Origin of the sequence: Shewanella fodinae (assembly GCF_014651955.1) — a bacterium.
Classification (GTDB): Bacteria; Pseudomonadota; Gammaproteobacteria; order Enterobacterales; family Shewanellaceae; genus Shewanella; species Shewanella fodinae.
The window spans coordinates 32962-54071 of sequence record NZ_BMXW01000018.1 but is presented as its reverse complement, the minus strand read 5'-3'; the positions used below and the strand labels follow the sequence as shown (position 1 = coordinate 54071).

Below are 21110 nucleotides of genomic sequence, written 5' to 3'. Positions count from 1 at the left end.
TCCAATAATAATCACTACGGTAATAATCACGAGGAGGAGCTTAGCGCTGACGTTAATCATCTTTGGTAACAGTTTCCTGTTGCTATTAAATTCGGTCGTTCGTCGCGGTTAACATTTATTTGACAGGCGGCGAACAGTTATTAAGCAATACCACAAAGACTTTGTGAAACACAACAAATAATTTTGAGATTGTCGATTTATTGTGGTTGCCAACGCTACTCCAACTGTCAATGAAAAAGGGTTTCCGTAAACGGAACCCTTTGACCTACGCGTTAAGATTCTAAATTAACCCGTTTCATTTCAGTCATATAGCCACGCAACTCTTCACCAACATACTCCACATCGGTATTGCGGATGGCGGAGTTCACTTCAATTAGGCGCATATTGTCAACAGCATTGTCATCCGCTTTCAAACCGCCACCAACCCACTGCGGATCGAGACTGTTTACGTAACGACGCAGTAATGGCAATGCAGCATGGTTGAACAGGTAGCAACCATATTCAGCGGTATCGGAGATGACCACATTCATCTCGTACAAACGCTTACGTGCAATCGTGTTAGCAATCAATGGCGTTTCATGCAGCGACTCATAGTAGGCAGATTCTTCGATGATGCCAGCGGACACCATGGTATCGAAGGCCAACTCAACCCCTGCTTTAATCATTGCGATCAGGAAGATCCCCTTGTCAAAGTAGGTTTGCTCTTCAATGAATTCGTCACATTCTGGTGCCTGCTCAAAGCCTGTTGAATTGGTTTCTTCACGCCATTTCAGCAAGTTAGCATCGCCATTGGCCCAATCTTCCATCATCACCCGCGAAAATTCACCGCTGATAATGTCATCCATATGTTTCTGGAACAGCGGAGTGAGCATAGTTTTCAGTTCTTCGGAGATCTCATAAGCTTTGATCTTCGCCGGATTTGACAGACGGTCCATCATATTGGTGATACCACCGTGCTTCAGTGCTTCGGTGATCACTTCATAACCTTTCTGGATCAGTTTGGCGGCGTATCCTGGTTCAATGCCATCATCGAGCATTTTCTCATAACCCAGAATAGCTCCAGTCTGCAACATACCACAAAGAATGGTCTGTTCGCCCATCAGGTCAGATTTCACTTCGGCGATGAAAGAAGACTGCAACACTCCGGCACGGTCACCGCCGGTAGCGCTCGCATAGGCCTTCGCAATTTCCAAACCATCGCCATTAGGATCATTTTCAGGATGCACGGCAATCAGGGTGGGAACCCCAAAACCCCGTTTGTACTCTTCGCGGACTTCAGTGCCAGGACACTTAGGCGCCACCATGATGACAGTAATATCTGGACGAACTTTCATGCCTTCTTCCACGATGTTGAAACCGTGAGAATAAGACAACACCGCCCCTTGCTTCATCAACGGCATAATGGCATTCACCACTTTGCTATGTTGTTTATCTGGGGTCAGGTTCAGCACCATATCCGCATCAGGAATAAGTTCTTCAAAGGTACCGACCTTGAACCCATTTTCACTGGCACGCTTGAATGACGCACGTTTTTCAGCAATGGCTTCTGGACGCAGGGCGTAGGCGATCTTCAGGCCTGAATCACGCATGTTGAGCCCTTGGTTGAGCCCCTGTGCGCCACAACCAAGAATGACGATATTCCAGTCCTTAATATATTCACAGCCGTTAACAAATTCACTGCGATCCATAAAACGACACTGACCCAATTGTGCCAACTGCTCACGCAGACTCAGTGTATTGAAATAATTTGCCATCTTGGTCACCTGTATTCACGAATATCCCGACACGTTGCATCCCCCAAGGAAGCAACAATGTTGTTCACTATAGCGCAGGATAATGATTGCTTGAAATGATATATTTGGCATACTACGTTGCATATTTTGCAATATTATGCATAAAAAAACATCAGAGGTTGAGCCTTGGATATTCGGGTTTTAAAAGTCTACCTTGATTTGTGTGACACCTTACATTTTGGTCGCACCGCCGCCAATACACACATCAGCCCATCCGCCCTCAGCCGTATGTTACAGCGGCTAGAACAAGACGTTGGCACTAGATTATTTGAGCGGGATAATCGCAGCGTCAACCTGACACACGCAGGCAAAGCGTTTCGTCGTTTCGCCGAAGAAACACTGGGGCAGTGGCAAACGCTGAAGCGAGAGCTAGACACTGAACAGCATCTGCTGCGAGGAACCCTGCATCTCTATTGTTCGGTCACCGCCGCCTATAGCCACCTGCCAGCATTATTGGATCGTTTCCGACGAGTACAACCGCTGGTGGATATTAGCCTGACCACAGGTGATGCGGCGGATGCCATGAAAAAAGTGCAGAGCCAGCAAACCGATATTGCCATTGCGGCACTGCAAGATGATTTCACCGACAAATTACACTTTGCGCCCATCGGCAAAGTAACACTCGCGGTCATTGCCCCGGCCGTCCACTGTCAGGTTCATGCGTTGGTTAACCAGACACCTATTCCTTGGGACAAGCTGCCTTATATTGTGCCGGACCATGGCCCCGGCCGCTTGCGGATGGAACGTTGGTTTAACGCCATGAATATTCGCGCCAATATCTATGCTCAGGTACGCGGACACGAGGCGATAGTGCCGATGGTGGCATTGGGATGTGGTGTCAGTATTACGCCCAATGTGGTGGTCAATAACAGCCCGATGATGGACCGTATTCAAGTATTGCAGTCACCACAGCCCATTTCTCCATTCGAACTGGGCTGTTGCTGTTTGCACAAACGTATGGAAGACCCATTGATTAATGCGTTTCTGTCCGTTATTTAGTGGGGCAGTTCGAGCTTATCTCTTGGTGGTTGTTCCGCTTCTATTGGGACTAACCGAGTGACTAGAAGTTGATCCACTTTGTAGGAATCAATATCGACCACTTCAAATTTGTAACCGGCAAAATTGACGGAATCGGTGCGTTTGGGGATCTTGCGCAGCATATACATCATGAATCCCGCTACGGTTTCGTAGTTCTGGCTCTGAGGAAATTCCTCAATTTCAAACGCGCGCATAATATCGGTAATCGGTGTAACGCCATCCACCAACCAGGAGTTAGCATCGCGGGCCACGATCTGCTCTTCACTTTCGTGCAGCGACCAAGCGCCCATCACCGCACTTTGCAGATCGTTTGTCGTTACCATCCCCACCACTAAGGCATACTCATTCATCACCACGGCAAAATCGGCCCGCTGCTGCCGGAAATACTCCATGGCCTCAGACAAGCTCAAGGTGTCTGGCACAATCACACATGTACGCACCAACGAGGCATCCAGCAAGTCGATTTTCCTGCCGCTGATCACCCGAACCAGCAACTCTTTGGCATCAACATAACCCTTAATATTATCGAGCTGCCCATCACATACCAGAAATTTACTGTAAGGATGGCTACCGATTTTGGCCTTGATTTCATCCTCAGTATCTTGCAAGAGGAAGTACACCAAGCCTTCGCGCGCGGTCATTGCTGACGTGACACTCACCGACTGCAATTCGAACACATTTTCAATCATTTGTTGTTCGTCTTTATCGAGCACGCCAGCCTCTGCCCCCGCATCCATAATCGCGTAAATGTCATCGGAAGTGATTTCATCATTACGCGCGGTAGGAATGCGCAATCCACGAAAAACAAAATTAGCCAATCCATTGAACAACCACACCAGTGGTCTTAGTAGTTTAATACACACTACCATTGGTCCTACTATAACCACCGCCACTTTCTCTGGCACTGCCATCGCCACGCGTTTTGGCATCAGATCCGCCAATAAAATAAAGAGGCTAGTCACCATTACGAATGACAGTACAAAACTTACTTTACCGAGCCAGGGTTCTGTTAATAAAGACGCCAGCAGCGAGGTAAAGTAAGGGGTAAAAGCAGATTCACCGACAATACCGCCCATAATCGCCACGGCGTTCAACCCTATCTGTACCACTGTAAAAAAGCTGCCAGGGGTGGTTTGCAGTGTCAGCACTTTTTCAGCACGCAGATCCCCTTCTTCGATCATCTGTCGCAGGCGGATTTTACGGGATGCAGCCAAGGCAATTTCTGACATAGAGAAGAAACAGCTAATAGCAATCAGGCACAACACGATAACCGTATTTTCAAATACACTCATAACGCACTCACACCACTGCACCATTCACTGCCAACAGTGCAATCAATTACAGGAAAAAGCTGGAATGCTGCCACAGCAGCGCCGATGATGTATTTGCCATCGCTCGGTTATGGGACACTCCGGGAAGATAACCGCCTATATTATAACCGCTTTTCGGCTATTTGGGCAGACACCTATCACGACAGATCTAAGGTATCTGCGTTTGATGAAGCAGATATGAAACTATTGGTACAAGGAAGAGACACTAAAGCGGCTCGCCACCCACGCTTAAACTCAAACAGTGATGAGCCGCAGCAATCTATTGGTATTTTTGCAAGGATTCAATCCGTTGATAGCCCATCTCATTGAGCTGGTCATTGACACAATCCAGCAGATAGTCGGCAAGTTCAGCTTTGCTGACCTCATCTTCAGTGGCCATTTGTCGGCACACCTGAATCAATTCCTTAATATCTGCTACTGATGCCTGAGGCAACGGCTCATCTTCTGCCATCACCGAAAAACTCACTAACATTGCCGCCAGCAGCGCCAACGCTTTCATTTTCTACTCTCCTTGCATGGTTATGACCGTACCAGTAGTACTGGCACCTTAAAATCGCGCACAATCTAGCACTAACCTAAGTGCTTTGATAACAAATTATTTTTGCCGTTGTCGTGACCGAAATTATCCAATTCATTACATTATATTCACCGGGTGACTGCAGTTGATTTACTGCTAAACTCAAAAGCTGACTGGATATTCTTACGACCAGAGACAAAAGGATTTGCTATGGCCATCGCCAGAGTCGCAACACGCGCTGCAATGGGCGTTAATGCTCCGCAAGTATGGGTTGAAGCCCATCTCTCGAATGGATTACCGGCTTTTAATCTAGTGGGTCTTCCAGAAGCCTCCGTAAAAGAAGCGCGCGAGCGAGTCCGCAGTGCCCTGATCAATGCAGGATTTGAGTTTCCACAACGGCGTATTACCATCAATCTGGCACCGGCAGATCTGCCTAAACAGGGAGGACGCTATGACCTCCCCATCGCCATCGGCATTCTCGCCGCATCGGGGCAACTGCCATTGCCACCATTAGCACAACATGAATTTGTCGGCGAATTGGCGCTCTCAGGAGAAATTAGGGAATGCGCCGGACTGCTGCCGGTGATTGTGGCCGCCCGCAAGCTTGGCATGCAACTGGTAATGCCCCAAGGCAACCGCAGCGAAGCTGAATTGGTGGGCTATGATGGCGTCAAATTAGCACAACATCTTCAGCATGTAGCGGCTTATTTGCATGGGCAAGAAACCTTACCGGGGATCGATGGCACCACGCAATGGCAACAGCCACAACCGCTGATTGAACATGCGTGTCTCAGCGACGTGATTGGGCAATATCAAGCCAAGCAAGCATTAGAGATAGCGGCGGCTGGCGGCCACAACTTACTGATGTTAGGCCCGCCAGGCACAGGTAAAACGATGCTTGCAAGCCGTATCATCTCGTTGCTGCCGCCACTTAATTATGAGGAAGCACTGGAAGTCGCCGCTATCCACTCAGTGGCAGGCATGGCAATAGAGCCTACCCAATTCCACCGCAGGCCATTTCGCACGCCACATCACACCAGTTCAGCTATCTCCTTAGTCGGCGGTGGCAGCGTGCCCCGACCAGGAGAGATTTCGCTAGCACATCTAGGGGTGCTATTTCTTGATGAGGTGGCTGAATTTCCGCGGCGAGTGTTGGACTGCTTACGAGAACCCATGGAAACAGGAGAAGTTGTCATTTCACGTGCTGCCGCCAAACTTACCTTTGCCGCCCGCTTCCAACTGATCGCCGCAATGAATCCCAGTCCCTGTGGCGACGTTGGTAGTGACAGCCGCGCCACTCCCGATCAAATTCGCCGCTATCTGTCACGCCTTTCCGGGCCATTCATCGACCGTTTTGATCTGACCATTGAAGTCCCCAAACTGCCGCCTGGCACATTAACGGCGCAGACGGGGAGCAGCGAAACCAGTGCTAGTATCGCTGCCAGAGTATGGGCTGCCCGCGAACGGCAACTCAGCCGTGCTGGTATGTTGAATAGCCAGTTAGGTAGTAAAGCATTAAAACAGGCTGGTTTTCAGGCCGCAGATTTGGTGTTTCTAGAGCAAAGTGTCACCAAACTTGGCTTATCGGTGCGCAGCTTTCACCGTTTACAACGGGTTGCGCGCACCATCGCCGATTTGCAACACGCCGAGCGTGTAGAGCGGCGCCATATTGCGCAGGCGTTAGGATATCGCGCAATGGATCGGCTACTGGCGGGATTACGGGCACAGTGAACACTGTGCCCTGACATTAGTTAGCTTAAAAGTTTACGGGCAGCATTCACGACGATAGAGATGGCCTGCTGTTCAGTACCTTTCATCACCGCTTCATCGGGAATTTCCTGCTGTGTCCGGTTGACAATAACCCCGGCGACACAAGCCGCACGCCAGCCTTGGCTAGCACACATGGTGAATAAGGTTGCCGACTCCATCTCATAATTGAGCACACCTAGTTCCTGCCAGTGCTTAAGCGAGCCCACAAAGCGCTGGGTGACACGGCCGGACACCGTATCGTATCGCTCCTGTCCGGGATAAAAGGTATCAGAAGAAGCGGTGATGCCCACATGGGGTTCTACGCCCGCATCACGACAGGCGTCCACCATCGCAGCCGTACAGGCAAAGTCAGCGACGGCAGGATACTCCATCGGCGCAAAATGCAGACTAGCACCATCTAGGCGTACCGATGCTTGCGATACAATAATATCGCCAACTTGCACGTGTGGCTGAATCGCCCCGGTAGTTCCAATACGCAAAAAAGTACGGACCCCCAACTGAGCTAACTCTTCGACAGCAATGGACGTTGATGGACCGCCAATACCGGTGGAACAGATGACAATTGGCTTGCCATCAATATTGGCGACATATGAAGTAAACTCACGGTGACTGGCAAGAAACTCAGCATCATCCAGTAATGCCGCGATACGTTTTACCCGCTCGGGATCGCCTGGCACTATCGCCAGTGTTGCCCCACGCAACATAGATTTACTCAATCCTAAATGGAAAACATCGGCCATATCTACCTCTATTTTTGTTAAGCCAATGGTCCCGGAATGTCACTTCCGGAGGAAGCCGCTAAGATTAACCTGAAGCGGACAAATCACGCAACGCCATCTGCCGATGAGTGGTTCATTATCCTGACGTTCTAACTGAAAAACACTGCAATTAGCGCTACTATTAAAGCTTGTCGACATGACAAGACCATGAGGGTTAACTGTTATGTTTTGGCAAATATCTCTTTTCAGTCAAAATGTTAAGGAGTAAGCCTATGTTTACGGAATACGGTGCGCTGGTAACAGAACTCAAGAATTCTAATATTCAATTCCAAAAACTCTTCGAAGAACATGACCAACTTGATAAAGAGATTAGAAAAATTGAGCGCTACCCCTCCAGCGAATTCACTCAGGAAGTGAAAGTGCTGAAAAAACGCAAACTGGAGTTGAAAGAACAGTTGTTTGATATTCTCAAATGCCACCCCGGCTTCCAACACTGACCTCAGAAACAAACAGGGCGCCTTCAGGCGCCCTTGTTGACTAAAGATAACACCCAAAACTACAGATAGTAGGCCTGTAACGGAGGGAAACCGTTAAAACACACGGCGGAATACGTTGTAGTGTAAGCGCCGGTGGTTAACCAGTACATACGGTCACCAATGGCCAAATCCCCCGGTAAGCCATAAGCATACTGCTCATACATAATGTCGGCACTGTCACAGGTAGGCCCAGCAATCACGCAACGTTCCAACGGCCCTTTAGCTTCTGTATAAATAGGAAACTTGATGGCCTCATCCATGGTTTCAATTAACCCGGAAAATTTACCTACATCGGTGAAAACCCAACGCTCCAGCGCAGTATGCGATTTACGACTGATCAATACCACTTCTGAGACCAAAATACCGGCGTTAGAGATCAACGAACGACCTGGTTCCAGAATAATGCGCGGGAAGTTGTCACCAAAGTCCTCTTTGAGAAAGTAAGTGATCTGCTCCGCGTACATCCCCAACGTGTTGGTCTTATCGATGTAATTCGCCGGGAATCCACCGCCCATATTGACCATCTGCAGCTCAATGCCGTGATCTTCCTTCAAGCGTTGAAACAGTACACTCACTTTGCCGATGGCAGCATCCCAAGCGCCAATATCACGCTGCTGGGAGCCAACATGAAATGAGATACCGTAGGGTTGCAGTCCCAAATCACGCGCCAGTACCAGTAATTCATAAGCCATTTCATTCTGGCAGCCAAACTTACGGGATAGCGGCCAGTCTGCAGTTTCAGTCCCTTCCGTCAGGATCCGCACATAGACTCGAGAACCTGGCGCTTCTTCAGCAATCATGCGTAAATCCGGTTCAGAATCTGAAGCGAACATACGCACGCCACGCTGATAAAATTCGCGGACATCCTGACGCTTCTTAATAGTGTTGCCATAACTGATGCGATCCGGTGTCACACCGAGTTCCATCACCATGTTCAGCTCATAGATTGAGGCAATGTCAAAGTTGGCGCCTTTATCACGCAGTAGAGACAGGATCTCCTTCGCCGGATTGGCTTTAACTGCATAAAACACATCGGCGTAGGGGAAACTTTCCACCATGTCGTTGTATTGTTTGGCAATGATATTGGTATCAATCACCACAAATGGCGTCGGCTTGGTGTCCGCAAATGCTTTTATCTTGCTAAAGGTTTCAGTGTCGTAGTAATCAGCAACGTTAATAGCATGGAACTGGCTCATTGGCCCCGGGTCTCCTAGTCAGACTGTCGGCAACATTGCCGGTACAGGTTGAAAAACGTGCGAAGTAGACGATATTTTCTAGTCTGATGCAACGAATTTTTATGCCCTAGAAGCAATTTTTTATTCTTTTTTGTTTTCATCCTGTTAAATGCCATTTAATCCTTTTAAATTCAAAATCTTAAGTTGGTCTTTTAACAGGGGTTTCTCAGGTTTTCTTTGTTCTATTTATTAGGAAAAAACCATCCTTTTTCTGCGATTATTTTCGATAAAAATAAAGTGTAGGCTTTATTACAGTCGATGAGGAACGCAAGTGGTTGTTACAACTGCGATATCCCATGAAAACCATTTTGGAGTCACTATGTTAGAACGTCTGAACAATGCCAGTTCGCGGATGCCTGCAATCTTTGTTGGTCATGGTAGCCCTATGAACGCGATTGAAGAAACCACTTACACCCGCCAGTGGCAACAATGGGGCCAACGGCTACCAGCGCCGAAAGCGATTCTGGTGGTATCTGCCCATTGGTTAACTTATGGCACAGCCATCACTGGTGCCACCATGCCTGAAACCATTCACGATTTTGGCGGTTTTCCTGCCAAACTGTACGCACAACAGTATAAGGTGCCGGGAGATCCAGAACTGGCTCGACAGATTGCCGCAGCAATAGAGCAACAGGTTATCGTAGATGAACAACGCGGCTTGGATCATGGTGCGTGGTCAGTATTGATGCATATGTATCCTGACGCAGACATCCCGGTGCTGCAACTGAGTATCGATCCACGATTGACACCGCAACAACAGTACGCGTTAGGTCGCCAACTACGACCACTGCGAGAACAGGGGATCTTGATTGTGGCTTCAGGCAACGTAGTCCACAATTTGAGGGTCATGCGCTTTGATGGCCCCGCCTATCCGTGGGCTCAGGAATTTACCGAGGCGATCACCCATAAACTGCAGGAGGGTGATGACGCGGCAATCTTAAATTATCAACACTTAGTTTCACCACAAGTGGCACAGATGTGCCACCCAACCGATGACCATCTGCAACCCCTGTTTTATCTGCTCGGGGCCGGTTATGACGATGAATCTCGACAACTGTTCAATAACAGCATCGACTTGCGAGCCATCGCCATGCTCAGCCTGCAGATGGGCTAATCACTTGGTGGCAGGTAAATCGAGTCCGCTGTTTTGCAGTGCCTGTTTTAGCGAATCGGCGCTATCAAAATAGCGGATTTGGGTGATCTTTAGTTGTTCGAGATTGATCAATGCGGCAGTATCCTCGGCCACAGGAAACAATTTGGTAGGATGACCGTCTCGATCTAATGCCACTGGGAAGCTGAAATCTTTCATCTTTGGAATGGCAACCAACCGGGCAATCAGTGACGGCATACCGCTGATATCCGCAATATAGATCAGTCCGTTGTTTCGCATAGCCTCACCGCTGACGCCTTCCAATGCTTCTCTGGCAATCTTGCCACCCGCCATAGAACGGGTAAAAATCAGTAACTTGTTACTACTATCCAGTGCCAATTCAGCATCAAACTGATCTTGTAATGTTAATGGCTGCAGGGTGTCACCAACGGCATACTCTGATGCTAAAGCTGGCGTCAAAGAAAACAGCGCCAGACACATCACCAACAAGATTGCGGGAATTTTCATGTTCGTCCTTTTTTGATTCATTGTATAGTTGGCGGAAACCGCTGACGGTAGCCGCAACGTCAGTTATTCAACGACAGGTCAGCGCTTACAATACCACAACTACGCGCCATGACATGATGATTTAAGGAGCAACCGATGGCCGAAAACACCTTAGGGACAGAGCTGGCTCAGGTACAACAGATCTATGACGTTGTTACTGAATTTATGGTGAATTACAGTTTCCAGATCCTCGGGGCACTGATTATTTTCCTGCTGGGTCTATGGCTCGCTGGGAAAGCCTCCTCGCTGGTGGAGAAGCAACTGCAGAAACACGGTATCGATATCACCCTCAGCACCTTTGTCACCCATCTGGTGCGGCTGCTGGTGATCATCATGATAAGCATCATTGCGCTTGGCAAATTAGGGATTAGTGTCACCCCTATGGTAGCGGCAATTGGTGCCGCATCACTCGGCGCAGGTTTAGCAGTGCAAGGCATGCTGTCTAATTACGCTGCAGGAATTACCATTATCGTGACCCGACCCTTTGTTGTCGGTAATACCATCAGTATTAACAATATCACGGGTCAGGTGAAAGATATTAAGCTTGGAATGACCTACTTGACCAACGAGGAAGGTGAACTGATCAGTATTCCCAATAAGCACATCCTTGGTGAAGTACTGCACAACTCATTTGCTAACAAGTTGGTAGAGTTGCACTTTAATATTGATTATCAAACAGACCCAACCACAGTTATCAATCTCATCAATGATATTTTGGCGCAGCACTCGCAGGTAGATAAAAGTTGCCCACTGCAGGTTGGTATTAACGGCTTCAACAGTACCGGACTGGATATCGGCGTTCGCTACTGGATCCCGACCAACAGTTACTTTCAGGACAAGTATCAAATCAACTTACAACTTTGGCAGGCGTTGACCAATGCCGGGATCAAGATCCCGAATCCCATCAGACAACTATATATGCACAATTCAAATATTGACTAACACCGTATATTGATGTGATCTGTCGCAAACTGTTGCTCAACAAATGGCTAGAAGTGGCAAAAATTTGTCTTATGTCAAAAATTTAACCATTCAAAGTGATTATCTTTTCACCTGTCTGTGCCACGGTAGTAGCGTGGTGAAACTAACGGTCTAAGAATCAAAATCATGATCCTAACTCACGAACAGTATCAAGAACGGCGACGCGAAGCTATTTCACGCGAAACTTTTTGGGATGCCATGACGCCAGAACAAAAAATGGCCTACTACCGACTCCAAGGGTATGGCTATCGCTTACTGTTTGTTAGGCAGATGTACTCAGGGCCTTTAGCCGTTGTGGCACAACACGCGCAATTAGCAACGATAAACTGGCAGGGAGATGTTGACCTGCAACCGGATGTTAAACTGCGTGCTTAGGATGTTTTTCTAAGAAAAGGAGTGCCGGTCACTCCTTTTTTATTGCATGTCATTCATAACGATGGTAACAACATCTCCAAATGCGGAATGTCATCTTCTAGATACACATCAGACACGGCGATAAACCCGAGCGCCACATAAAACTGCCGCAGATAGTCCTGAGCACCAATACGAATAGGGCGACTTGGCCATAATTCATGACAATGCGCGATTGCACGTTGCATTAATTCCCACGCAAATCCATGGCCCCTGGCTTCCTTAGCAACCAACACTCGGCCAATACTGCATTCAGCATAACTACAGCCGGGGGGCAGCAGCCGCGCATAGGCCTGTAACTTACCCGCGTCATCGAATCCCAACAGATGTTTGGCGCTGGCAACCGTATCCTTGCCATCCAATTCTGGATAGGGACAGTGCTGCTCTACAACAAACACATCCACCCGTAACCTGAGCAACTCATAAAGAGTAGCGCTATCTAACTGTGCAAAAGAGTACAGCGACCATTGCATGGTATAGCGTCCTAAGCTGAAAAAACCGATTACACCACAGATATCGGTCCCCCCAAAGTGAGCGACAAAGAAAATAAGTTGGTTCCGGAAGCCGATGCAGTGACCGATAGTACCTATATAGGTGGCCGGGAAGCGCATCGAACAAACCTGCACCGGCAAACAACCAGCACTGATGCTGACTGTTATTCCGGAACCAAAACGGGTCGCGGCAATCGTTAAAAACCGCGTTAGCCATCAGCACCATGTCACGGCGACTGCGGCTGACTCAGGGATTGATTTATGAATAACGGAGATAGAACGGTGGCTATTCTACATTGGTTACACAAAATTGATTAGACAGTCGATTACTTACTCACTGTTACGCCAATGCAACAATCATTGAAATATTCAGCAAAACCGTCAATTTTTAAGTCTTTTCACTTATCAAGAAAATACTGTTTATTAGAAATTATTCTATTGCGGTAACGCGCCAGTTTCTGGGAGGCGGCGTAGAATGAAACTTATCGACAGAAGGCTGTCGATGCAACTGGTTTCATTAGTGCCGTAAAGCAAGCGGTACCACCAGCTGTCAGGTGAGTCTTGAAATCGTCGGGAAATGGCATCTCGGCCAGTAATATTCCCCCGGTTTCTCCTAAAGTAGATACGGAAGGAAAACCATGAGTAAAGAACACAACAGCAGCAAAGAACAGAAGAAAAAGCCCCAGATGAGTATGAAGGAAAAAAGGGCAGCCAAAGAAGCAAAACGGCAGGCCAGAAATAATCCGATAGATAACAGCTGATACCTCTGTCAATGAAACTAATAATTTTGCAGCCGCTAATCGGCGACAGGATCACGAAAGGCACTCAATGAGTGCCTTTCTTTTTAACCAGATAAGCATTTACGAGCAACAATCACGCCGTAACCAACGGCGAGGCACCTTGTCGTATACCGCTTTAGCCATTAGCACCGCCAGCAATAACGCTGAATAATTCACTAACGTCTGAGGTAACACTTCGTGTTCCGCGCCAATCTGCGGCATGACTTCAAAGCCAAAGGTCGCCACCAGATAGTTCACAATAATGCCACTGACCAATGCCACCCCAAGCACTCCACCAAGATAGCCATACAGCGCCCTGCGCCCGAGTTCTCTGGTGACGATACCTAATGTGGCAATGTTAGTGGCAGGGCCAGCGAGCATGAACACCAGCACCGCCCCAGGAGAAACACCAGCCAACAACAAGCCAGCGGCAATTGGCGTAGACGCAGTGGCACAGATATACATCGGGATAGACACCAACACCATGACTAGCATGGCAAACACACCATCTCCCCAGCGTGCCAGAAAATCTGCTGGCACATAAGTCGTGACCAGCGCGGCAAAAAACAACCCTACCAGCAGCCATAATGCAGTATCCGCCACCAGATCCGTTGCCGCATATTTAATCCCAAGCCAGAGCTTACTGAAGAATGATAAATTTTCAGTCGGTTGCGTCTCTCCACAACAACTGTTACTGGTGCTGCTACAACCACAATTATCCTGCAACAGCGCTTGATAATTCGATTCATGCTCATTGCAACCGCTCTCGCCGTTTGATGTTGATGCACAGCAACAACTCTCCTGTTGAGGTTTGACTGGCGCACAGCAGGAGGAACTTACAGTATTGCTACAGCAACTTGCCGATGAGAGCGGAGAAAACTTGACTGCGGCGGCAGGTTTAAAAGAAGGCACCTTATGCTGAACTGCAGCAACCTCTTCGTCCCGACCAACTAATAATCCGGCAACGATGGCACTGCACACCGCCGCAATGGGCCTCACCACCGCCATGAATGGGCCCAACAACACGTACGAAACAGTCACCGAGTCAACGCCCGTTTCTGGCGTAGACACCAGAAATGACGTGGTGGCGGCTTTAGAAGCACCGCTACGTCGTAAACCAACCGCCGCAGGAATAACGCCACAGGAACACAGTGGTAATGGCGCCCCTAACAACGCCGCTTTAATTGTGCTACCTAGCCCATGCCCCCCCAACTGTTGTTGCATCCAGCTCATTGGCACAAACATTTTCAGTATGCCCGCCAGAAACAAGCCCAATAACAGCCAAGGCGCAGACTCCATAAACAGCGCAATAAAATTATTCATCAACATTTGCAATCACCCTGAACCGGAGCGTGATGATGAGTATGTGTCTCTTTATCCAGCAGTCGTTCACTGCGCGACACATCACAGGACTCCAGCGCTTGTAAAATTGAACAATGTTCTGCACTAGCGGGGCCGCCGCAACAGGTGTCAGAGAGAATCTGTAATGAACGCCGAAAACGTTCAAGCTCTGCAATCCGCTGTTTCACCTGGAGTAGTTTGTCATCGACCATCGTTTTGACATCACTGCAAGCCCAGTTAGCCTTATCCAATTCAATAGAAAGCAGATCGGCAATCTCACTCAAACTAAAACCCACCGCTTTTGCTCTTAGGATAAACTGCAGCCGTGCCGCATCATCTGCGCTATAAACCCGGTAACCTGATACTGTGCGCTTTGACGGCGCTAGCAAACCATGTTTTTCGTAAAATCGCAGCGTATCGGTATTTATGCCACAGGTTTTCGCCAGTTCGCCAATCCGGTACATAACCCCTCCTGTCAGAACCCGCTCAGTATAAACCTTGGAGTTTAATCCAAGGTCAAGCGATTTTAACTGAAAATCACTCTCATTTACCAGTTAAGATTATACAATGTCGTTCGCCAGAGACGCATGTGTTGTTCGGCATAAAAAACAACGCCAAGGGGGGATTTGCGTTAGAATACCGCCTCTGGCGTTCTCCCCTAGCGCTTTGCGTAGGAAGGGCTTTGGCAAAGTTATAATCTTAACAAGATGATTTTTATAATTTTGCTAAAGTTCTTTGCAATATCTTAATGTGGAAACTGTACCCAAATGACTACTGCCAGACCTATTCGTCGCGCGCTGCTCAGCGTCTCAGATAAAACCGGAATCCTCGAATTTGCCCAAGCCTTGCATGCGCAAGGGGTAGAATTACTTTCTACCGGTGGCACCGCTCGCCTACTGGCCGACCATCACGTGCCGGTTATTGAAGTCTCCGATTATACCGGCCATCCAGAAATTATGGATGGCCGCGTGAAAACCCTGCATCCGAAAGTTCATGGCGGTATTCTCGGCCGTCGCGGTGTAGATGAACAGGTGATGCTTGATAACCACATCAGCCCTATCGATTTGGTAGTTGTCAACCTCTACCCTTTTGCTGCCACAGTTGCCAAGGCCGGTTGTACGCTGGAAGATGCCGTGGAAAACATCGATATTGGTGGCCCGACAATGGTGCGCGCTGCGGCTAAAAACCATAAAGATGTCACGATTGTAGTGAATGCTGCCGATTACGGGCGTGTACTGGCAGAGATGGCAGCCAACAACGGTGCTACGACACTGGCAACTCGCTTTGATTTAGCCATTGCTGCGTTTGAGCACACGGCCGCCTACGATGGCATGATTGCCAACTATTTTGGCACTATGGTGCCAGCGCACAGCAAAGATCATTGTGAAGCTGACTCCAAGTTCCCTCGTACCTTCAATACACAACTGGTGAAAAAGCAAGATTTGCGTTACGGCGAAAACAGCCACCAGCGTGCGGCCTTCTACACCGATCTCAACATTGACGAAGCCTCAGTGGCAACCGCCGTACAACTGCAAGGTAAAGCGTTATCGTATAACAATATTGCCGATACTGATGCAGCACTCGAATGCGTTAAAGCGTTTGAAGAACCTGCTTGTGTTATCGTAAAACATGCCAATCCTTGTGGCGTAGCGCTGGGCAATAATCTGCTGGAAGCTTATAACCGCGCGTTTCAAACCGACCCCACTTCTGCCTTTGGCGGCATCATCGCTTTCAATCGTGAATTGGATGGTGACACTGCCTCGGCTATCGTTGAACGTCAGTTCGTGGAAGTGATTATTGCCCCGGCAGTGAGCCTGGCCGCCCGCGATATCGTGGCCAAGAAAGCCAATGTGCGCTTGTTGGAATGTGGTCAATGGCAGCACGCAACCACAGGTTATGATTACAAACGGGTCAATGGTGGTTTGCTGATCCAAGATCGCGATCAGGGCAAAACAACCGAAGCTGACCTGAAAGTGGTCAGCAAACGCCAACCAACAGCGGCGGAGTTGCAAGATCTGTTGTTCTGCTGGAAAGTCGCTAAATTCGTTAAATCCAATGCTATTGTATACGCCAAGGCAGGCATGACTATCGGTGTGGGCGCCGGACAAATGAGCCGGGTTTACAGTGCCAAAATTGCCGGGATTAAAGCCGCTGACGAAGGTTTAGTGGTTGAAGGCTCAGTGATGGCATCGGACGCCTTCTTCCCGTTCCGTGATGGTATTGATGCCGCCGCAGCGGCAGGGATCAGCTGTATCATCCAGCCCGGGGGCTCCATCCGTGATGAAGAAGTGATTGCGGCAGCTGACGAACACGGTATGGCAATGGTATTTACTGGCATGCGCCATTTCCGCCATTGATGACTTGCCAGGGGAGCAAGCTCCCCACTGACAACATTAAGGATGTAATAGATGAAAGTACTTGTGATTGGCAATGGTGGCCGTGAGCATGCACTGGCCTGGAAAGCCGCGCAGTCTGCAGAAGTAGCAAAAGTATTTGTAGCACCAGGAAATGCCGGTACCGCCCTGGAACCTAAGCTGGAAAACGTTGCCATAGCGGCTACCGATGTTGCGCAATTGCTGGCTTTCGCCAAAGCCGAACAAATAGCACTGACCATAGTTGGCCCGGAAGCACCGCTGGTCATCGGTGTGGTTGATGCATTTCGTGCGGCAGGTCTGACTATCTTTGGCCCAACCCAAGCCGCCGCACAACTGGAAGGATCTAAGGCTTTCACTAAGGATTTTCTGGCTCGGCACCATATTCCTACCGCCGCTTATCAGAACTTTACTGACATTGCTCCGGCAAAAATCTTTGCCGCTGAGCTGGCAGCCCAGACAGGATTTCCTGTTGTTATCAAAGCTGATGGTCTGGCCGCCGGGAAAGGCGTCATCATCGCGCAGGATCAGGCTGAAGCCGATGCTGCCATTGATGATATGCTGGCGGGGAATAAATTCGGGGAAGCGGGCTCCCGAGTGGTCATCGAAGAGTTTCTTAAAGGTGAAGAAGCCAGTTTTATCGTGATGGTGGATGGCGAACATATCCTGCCTATGGCGACCAGTCAGGATCATAAAGCCCGCGATAATGCCGATCATGGCCCCAATACTGGTGGCATGGGGGCTTATTCGCCAGCGCCAGTGGTTACGCCAGAGATCCACGACTGGGTCATGGCGAATGTCATCCGCCCGACTGTTGATGGCATGGCCGCGGAAGGTAACGTATATACTGGTTTCCTGTACGCCGGGCTAATGATTGCTGCCGATGACACCGCCAAAGTGCTGGAATACAACTGCCGTTTCGGCGATCCAGAAACCCAGCCCATTATGATGCGGTTGCAATCTGATCTGGTGTCTTTGTGCTTAGCGGCCTGTCGTGGTGAGTTAGATCAGGTAACGGCTGAGTACGATGCCCGTGCGGCAGTTGGCGTGGTTTTGGCTGCTGGTGGCTATCCAGACAACTATCGCAAAGGTGATGTGATTGAGGGATTGAGCCTCGGCAATGCGACTGCGAAAGTGTTCCACGCCGGGACAAAAATGCAAGACGGCCATGTGGTAACCAACGGTGGTCGGGTGCTATGTGCTACCGCGCTGGGAGACACAGTCACCACAGCGCAGAAAGCCGCTTATGCGCTGGTGGAAGAAATTCACTGGGATGATGTGTATTTCCGTACCGATATCGGTTATCGGGCTATTGCCCGCGAAAAACAGCAGTAATCGCAACAGCCCCCGATAACACTGTCACCGCAAAAACCGAAGCGCTCGCTTCGGTTTTTTCCGCTAGACACTGGTGGCGGCCTCGATGTCTGTTGCAGTTGTGTTAGCCTTCACCAACCGCAATCCTGTGCCTAGCAAGCTAAACTGTTGTAAGGGTTTAGGATAGCCGATGGCATAGCCCTGCGCATAATCAATGCCTATCTCATTGAGTTTATCGATAATCGCCTGAGATTCGACAAACTCCGCAACCGTCTCAATCCCCATGGTACGACACACATCATGGATCGATTTCACAATGGCATAATCGCGGTCATTCCCCGCTAGTTGACGTACAAAACAACCATCAATTTTCACATAATCCACCGGCAACTCACGCAGATAACCGTATGAAGCAAAGCCACTGCCAAAATCATCTAGCGCCAGCGAAAATCCCAATTTACGCATGGCCTTGAGCATTTCCATCGCCCGTTGCCGATTCTGGATGGCGCTGGTTTCAGTGATTTCGAAACAGATACAGTGGCTGGGAATTGCGTACAACTCCTGCTGCTCGGCGATGTATTCCAGCATCCCGTCGGCCCCCAGACTGTTAGCGGACAGGTTGATAGACATGGAAATTTCTTGGCTCAACGACCGATGCATCGCCAGCCAATCAAAAGCCATACGGATCACTTCTCGATCTACTTCAGGCATCAGCTTGAAACGCTCGGCCGCGGCAATAAATTGTGCGGGTGGTAAAATTCGACCGTTATCCCCTTTAATACGCAACAAAATCTCCAGCCGTTGCCGCTGGCTACGGCCATTCAGATTACGAATGGGTTGGAAGTACAGCAATAACTCATGCGCTTCAATAGCGCGGGTGATACGTAACGCCCACTGGGGAGCGTTGCGCTCGTAAGCTAATTCCTGATTATGACAATCAAAGATGTGGATCTGGTTGCACCCCTTACGTTTGGCGGCAATGCAGGCGATATCAGCATCTTTAAGCAATTCATCCACACAGCGGGAGTCATTCTGGCAAAACGCCACACCAATGCTCACACCAACCCGATAATGGATCCCTTGATGATGCACGGTCTGTAAGTGTACCTGCTGTGTTATCCGCTTCAGCAGCCGAGTAACATCAACAGGCGTGCGGTCGCGAATGACCAAGCCAAATTCATCCCCTCCCAGACGCGCCAGCAGTTCCTGACCTGTCACTTCAGCCGCAATGGTTTTTGCCACCAGCCCCAGCATCCTATCGCCCGCATCATGGCCGCAGTTATCGTTAATCAGCTTAAACTGCTCCAAATCCAGATAACACACGGCTAACGAGCGCGCATGTGCCACAAACTGTGGGAGTTGTTCTTCGAAAGCGCCGCGATTCAGTAAACCGGTAGTGGTGTCATAAGCGGCTTTGCGCTGTAACTGTTGTTTCAGTTGTTCCTCTTCAGTGATGTCACGTAACACAATGACAGAACCGATAATTTCACCATCTGCATCGCATAGATTACTCAAGGCGCGGTCGAGGATTTGCGGCTTTGACAATACCAACTTCATCTTGCGGTGCTCGGCCTGTCGGCTTCCGGTCGACATAAACTGTTTGATTTCAGCATCCAAACTATTGGCACTGTCGAACAGTTCTCCGAGTGTCGCCTTTAATGCCTGTCGTCGGCCGATACCGAGTAATTTTTCAGCCTGGGGGTTGAGATAAATGATGCGAGCGTGACGATCGGTAAGCAACACCGCTTCAGCAATAGATTCCAAGGTGATACGAGAGCGCTCTTTGTGACGACTGTTACGCAGCAATAACTCATTGATCCGATCCGCTAACACTGCAAATTCGGCACCGCCCTCACCACTTAACCGCTTGGGACTACGCGCACTCGGGTCTATCTGCTCCAGTTCCGCCATCAGCCGTGAAAATGGCGCTAGCAATTTAAAGCGCAACCACCCATAGCCTAGTAACACCAGCAAAGCCGCTCCCAGCAGGATGATCAAAACTGGCAGGTTATGCCATTGCATCAATGATGTCGGTTGTGACGGCATGCGGACTTCCAGCATGACCAAGTCACGGCCTAACGAAGGTAAAGATAATTGCTGACTAAAGGTGGTCGGATGCGATTGTGGCAGAGCACTAAAGGGTTGTAGTTGTCTTAGCTCGACAATGTTCTCACCTTCTAAAGCCTGCAGATAATTTGGATTCAACCAATGTGTGGCCAACAACAACTGTCCATCCGACAGATGCAAATACCCCAGCATTACGGGTTGCTGGTCAATAAACAAAATACCGCCACCTTGCGATTCCAGCCAGGTGGGATGCTGTAACTGACTTGACAGTTGTCTTGCCGTCGGAAACTGGCCGCCCAGTACCTGTTGCAACTGCTGGCGGAAGATAAACAAATTGATACCATGCCCGCCCAGCAACGGTTCCCAGGCACGCTTCACCTCTGACTGTTCCGTCATGGGTGCGTACAACATCAACAATTGCTGCAGCCGCAACAGATCTGCGTTGATACGTTGCTGGATGCGAGTGACATCCTGCAGCAACATCTGCTGCTGATGTAACTGCATACCATGCTGAAACCATAGATGCAGACAATAGGTTGCTGCTAGCAACGCTGGGATGCAGAATGCACCAATAAAAAGCCGAATCCGATTGCCGATATACATGGTGCTAAATAACCAGTGGCAAGGCCGTGAGCTAAGCTGATGCAAGCAACACTGGCCGACAAAAAACCAGCGCATCATGCCTGATTGAGGAAGGATTTTTTTTGATTTAGCGCATTGGAATCAACAGCGTTTTTGCAGAAATCGAAAAAGTGTGA

19 protein-coding genes are annotated in these 21110 nt (G+C 49.1%); 9 read left to right on the top strand and 10 right to left on the bottom strand.

The annotated features are described in order from the left end of the window. Nucleotides 1-272: 272 nt before the first annotated feature. On the bottom strand, nucleotides 273-1754 hold the full coding sequence (gene ilvC / locus IE064_RS14580) for a ketol-acid reductoisomerase (RefSeq protein WP_189618427.1): 1482 nt from the start codon (nucleotides 1752-1754) through the stop codon (nucleotides 273-275). A gap of 165 nt (nucleotides 1755-1919) precedes the next feature. Between ilvC and ilvY the strand changes: the two genes are divergently transcribed. After that, nucleotides 1920-2792, top strand: coding sequence for an HTH-type transcriptional activator IlvY (ilvY, locus tag IE064_RS14575; RefSeq protein ID WP_189618425.1), 873 nt, complete (start codon nucleotides 1920-1922; stop codon nucleotides 2790-2792). On the opposite strand, the gene paeA is transcribed toward ilvY, so the two are convergent. Both paeA and IE064_RS14565 read right to left on the bottom strand, forming a co-directional pair. Continuing rightward, nucleotides 2789-4123: a polyamine export protein PaeA gene (gene paeA / locus IE064_RS14570; protein ID WP_189618424.1), complete on the bottom strand. Its 1335-nt coding sequence runs from the start codon at nucleotides 4121-4123 to the stop codon at nucleotides 2789-2791. The two genes, ilvY and paeA, sit on opposite strands and share 4 nt — an antisense overlap. 298 nt (nucleotides 4124-4421) lie before the next feature. Beyond that, a complete protein-coding gene (locus IE064_RS14565) occupies nucleotides 4422-4661 on the bottom strand; it encodes a hypothetical protein (RefSeq protein ID WP_133037480.1) in 240 nt (79 codons plus the stop codon). 228 nt (nucleotides 4662-4889) lie between these two features. On the opposite strand from IE064_RS14565, the gene IE064_RS14560 reads away from it, so the two are divergent. Next, entirely contained in the window at nucleotides 4890-6410 is a 1521-nt protein-coding gene (locus tag IE064_RS14560; RefSeq protein WP_189618422.1) for a YifB family Mg chelatase-like AAA ATPase, read from the top strand. A gap of 20 nt (nucleotides 6411-6430) precedes the next feature. Here the strand turns inward: IE064_RS14560 and udp are convergent, their stop codons facing one another. Beyond that, the gene (gene udp, locus IE064_RS14555; RefSeq protein WP_189618421.1) at nucleotides 6431-7189 is read right to left on the bottom strand and encodes a uridine phosphorylase; all 759 of its coding nucleotides are present in this window, start codon (nucleotides 7187-7189) and stop codon (nucleotides 6431-6433) included. 251 nt (nucleotides 7190-7440) lie between these two features. Here udp and IE064_RS14550 point away from each other — a divergent pair, with 251 nt between their 5' ends. Further along, complete coding sequence (locus IE064_RS14550) at nucleotides 7441-7665, top strand: HP1242/YdcH family protein (protein ID WP_133037483.1); 225 nt, start codon at nucleotides 7441-7443, stop codon at nucleotides 7663-7665. Nucleotides 7666-7724: 59 nt separating this feature from the next. Here IE064_RS14550 and IE064_RS14545 read toward each other — a convergent pair whose 3' ends face one another. Beyond that, entirely contained in the window at nucleotides 7725-8900 is a 1176-nt protein-coding gene (locus IE064_RS14545) for a type III PLP-dependent enzyme (RefSeq protein WP_133037484.1), read from the bottom strand. A 358-nt stretch (nucleotides 8901-9258) separates the two neighbouring features. Between IE064_RS14545 and ygiD the strand changes: the two genes are divergently transcribed. After that, nucleotides 9259-10053 (top strand): 4,5-DOPA-extradiol-dioxygenase, encoded by a 795-nt coding sequence (ygiD, locus tag IE064_RS14540; RefSeq protein WP_189618419.1) that lies wholly within the window; start codon nucleotides 9259-9261, stop codon nucleotides 10051-10053. On the opposite strand, the gene IE064_RS14535 is transcribed toward ygiD, so the two are convergent. Then, the gene (locus IE064_RS14535; RefSeq protein ID WP_229800068.1) at nucleotides 10054-10557 is read right to left on the bottom strand and encodes a hypothetical protein; all 504 of its coding nucleotides are present in this window, start codon (nucleotides 10555-10557) and stop codon (nucleotides 10054-10056) included. A 135-nt stretch (nucleotides 10558-10692) separates the two neighbouring features. Here IE064_RS14535 and IE064_RS14530 point away from each other — a divergent pair, with 135 nt between their 5' ends. After that, complete coding sequence (locus IE064_RS14530) at nucleotides 10693-11538, top strand: mechanosensitive ion channel family protein (RefSeq protein ID WP_133037487.1); 846 nt, start codon at nucleotides 10693-10695, stop codon at nucleotides 11536-11538. A 165-nt stretch (nucleotides 11539-11703) separates the two neighbouring features. Then, nucleotides 11704-11952, top strand: coding sequence for a hypothetical protein (locus IE064_RS14525; RefSeq protein WP_133037488.1), 249 nt, complete (start codon nucleotides 11704-11706; stop codon nucleotides 11950-11952). A 53-nt stretch (nucleotides 11953-12005) separates the two neighbouring features. On the opposite strand, the gene IE064_RS14520 is transcribed toward IE064_RS14525, so the two are convergent. Next, the gene (locus tag IE064_RS14520) at nucleotides 12006-12461 is read right to left on the bottom strand and encodes a GNAT family N-acetyltransferase (RefSeq protein WP_189618466.1); all 456 of its coding nucleotides are present in this window, start codon (nucleotides 12459-12461) and stop codon (nucleotides 12006-12008) included. Between the two features lie 656 nt (nucleotides 12462-13117). Here IE064_RS14520 and IE064_RS18245 point away from each other — a divergent pair. Then, entirely contained in the window at nucleotides 13118-13240 is a 123-nt protein-coding gene (locus tag IE064_RS18245; RefSeq protein ID WP_268244776.1) for a hypothetical protein, read from the top strand. Nucleotides 13241-13339: 99 nt separating this feature from the next. Here IE064_RS18245 and IE064_RS14515 read toward each other — a convergent pair whose 3' ends face one another. Further along, nucleotides 13340-14587 (bottom strand): SO_0444 family Cu/Zn efflux transporter, encoded by a 1248-nt coding sequence (locus IE064_RS14515; RefSeq protein WP_133037489.1) that lies wholly within the window; start codon nucleotides 14585-14587, stop codon nucleotides 13340-13342. Next, nucleotides 14581-15063 carry a Zn(2+)-responsive transcriptional regulator gene (gene zntR / locus IE064_RS14510; RefSeq protein ID WP_189618417.1) on the bottom strand — a complete coding sequence of 161 codons (483 nt, stop codon included), beginning with the start codon at nucleotides 15061-15063 and terminating at the stop codon, nucleotides 14581-14583. The genes IE064_RS14515 and zntR overlap by 7 nt, the downstream gene beginning before the upstream one ends. Nucleotides 15064-15366: 303 nt before the next feature. Between zntR and purH the strand changes: the two genes are divergently transcribed. Next, nucleotides 15367-16956, top strand: coding sequence for a bifunctional phosphoribosylaminoimidazolecarboxamide formyltransferase/IMP cyclohydrolase (gene purH, locus IE064_RS14505; RefSeq protein WP_189618415.1), 1590 nt, complete (start codon nucleotides 15367-15369; stop codon nucleotides 16954-16956). 51 nt (nucleotides 16957-17007) lie between these two features. Further along, a complete protein-coding gene (gene purD / locus IE064_RS14500) occupies nucleotides 17008-18306 on the top strand; it encodes a phosphoribosylamine--glycine ligase (RefSeq protein WP_189618413.1) in 1299 nt (432 codons plus the stop codon). A gap of 63 nt (nucleotides 18307-18369) precedes the next feature. On the opposite strand, the gene IE064_RS14495 is transcribed toward purD, so the two are convergent. Next, nucleotides 18370-21033 carry a putative bifunctional diguanylate cyclase/phosphodiesterase gene (locus IE064_RS14495; protein WP_229800067.1) on the bottom strand — a complete coding sequence of 888 codons (2664 nt, stop codon included), beginning with the start codon at nucleotides 21031-21033 and terminating at the stop codon, nucleotides 18370-18372. Nucleotides 21034-21110: the final 77 nt, after the last annotated feature.

Bases quoted from the DNA above. Each gene is read 5' to 3' on its own strand.
- ilvC (WP_189618427.1), bottom strand. From the start codon at position 1,754: ATGGCAAATTATTTCAATACACTGAGTCTGCGTGAGCAGTTGGCACAA.
- paeA (WP_189618424.1), bottom strand. From the start codon at position 4,123: ATGAGTGTATTTGAAAATACGGTTATCGTGTTGTGCCTGATTGCTATT.
- IE064_RS14565 (WP_133037480.1), bottom strand. From the start codon at position 4,661: ATGAAAGCGTTGGCGCTGCTGGCGGCAATGTTAGTGAGTTTTTCGGTG.
- IE064_RS14560 (WP_189618422.1), top strand. From the start codon at position 4,890: ATGGCCATCGCCAGAGTCGCAACACGCGCTGCAATGGGCGTTAATGCT.
- udp (WP_189618421.1), bottom strand. From the start codon at position 7,189: ATGGCCGATGTTTTCCATTTAGGATTGAGTAAATCTATGTTGCGTGGG.
- IE064_RS14550 (WP_133037483.1), top strand. From the start codon at position 7,441: ATGTTTACGGAATACGGTGCGCTGGTAACAGAACTCAAGAATTCTAAT.
- IE064_RS14545 (WP_133037484.1), bottom strand. From the start codon at position 8,900: ATGAGCCAGTTCCATGCTATTAACGTTGCTGATTACTACGACACTGAA.
- ygiD (WP_189618419.1), top strand. From the start codon at position 9,259: ATGTTAGAACGTCTGAACAATGCCAGTTCGCGGATGCCTGCAATCTTT.
- IE064_RS14535 (WP_229800068.1), bottom strand. From the start codon at position 10,557: ATGAAAATTCCCGCAATCTTGTTGGTGATGTGTCTGGCGCTGTTTTCT.
- IE064_RS14530 (WP_133037487.1), top strand. From the start codon at position 10,693: ATGGCCGAAAACACCTTAGGGACAGAGCTGGCTCAGGTACAACAGATC.
- IE064_RS14525 (WP_133037488.1), top strand. From the start codon at position 11,704: ATGATCCTAACTCACGAACAGTATCAAGAACGGCGACGCGAAGCTATT.
- IE064_RS14520 (WP_189618466.1), bottom strand. From the start codon at position 12,461: ATGCAATGGTCGCTGTACTCTTTTGCACAGTTAGATAGCGCTACTCTT.
- IE064_RS18245 (WP_268244776.1), top strand. From the start codon at position 13,118: ATGAGTAAAGAACACAACAGCAGCAAAGAACAGAAGAAAAAGCCCCAG.
- IE064_RS14515 (WP_133037489.1), bottom strand. From the start codon at position 14,587: ATGTTGATGAATAATTTTATTGCGCTGTTTATGGAGTCTGCGCCTTGG.
- zntR (WP_189618417.1), bottom strand. From the start codon at position 15,063: ATGTACCGGATTGGCGAACTGGCGAAAACCTGTGGCATAAATACCGAT.
- purH (WP_189618415.1), top strand. From the start codon at position 15,367: ATGACTACTGCCAGACCTATTCGTCGCGCGCTGCTCAGCGTCTCAGAT.
- purD (WP_189618413.1), top strand. From the start codon at position 17,008: ATGAAAGTACTTGTGATTGGCAATGGTGGCCGTGAGCATGCACTGGCC.
- IE064_RS14495 (WP_229800067.1), bottom strand. From the start codon at position 21,033: ATGATGCGCTGGTTTTTTGTCGGCCAGTGTTGCTTGCATCAGCTTAGC.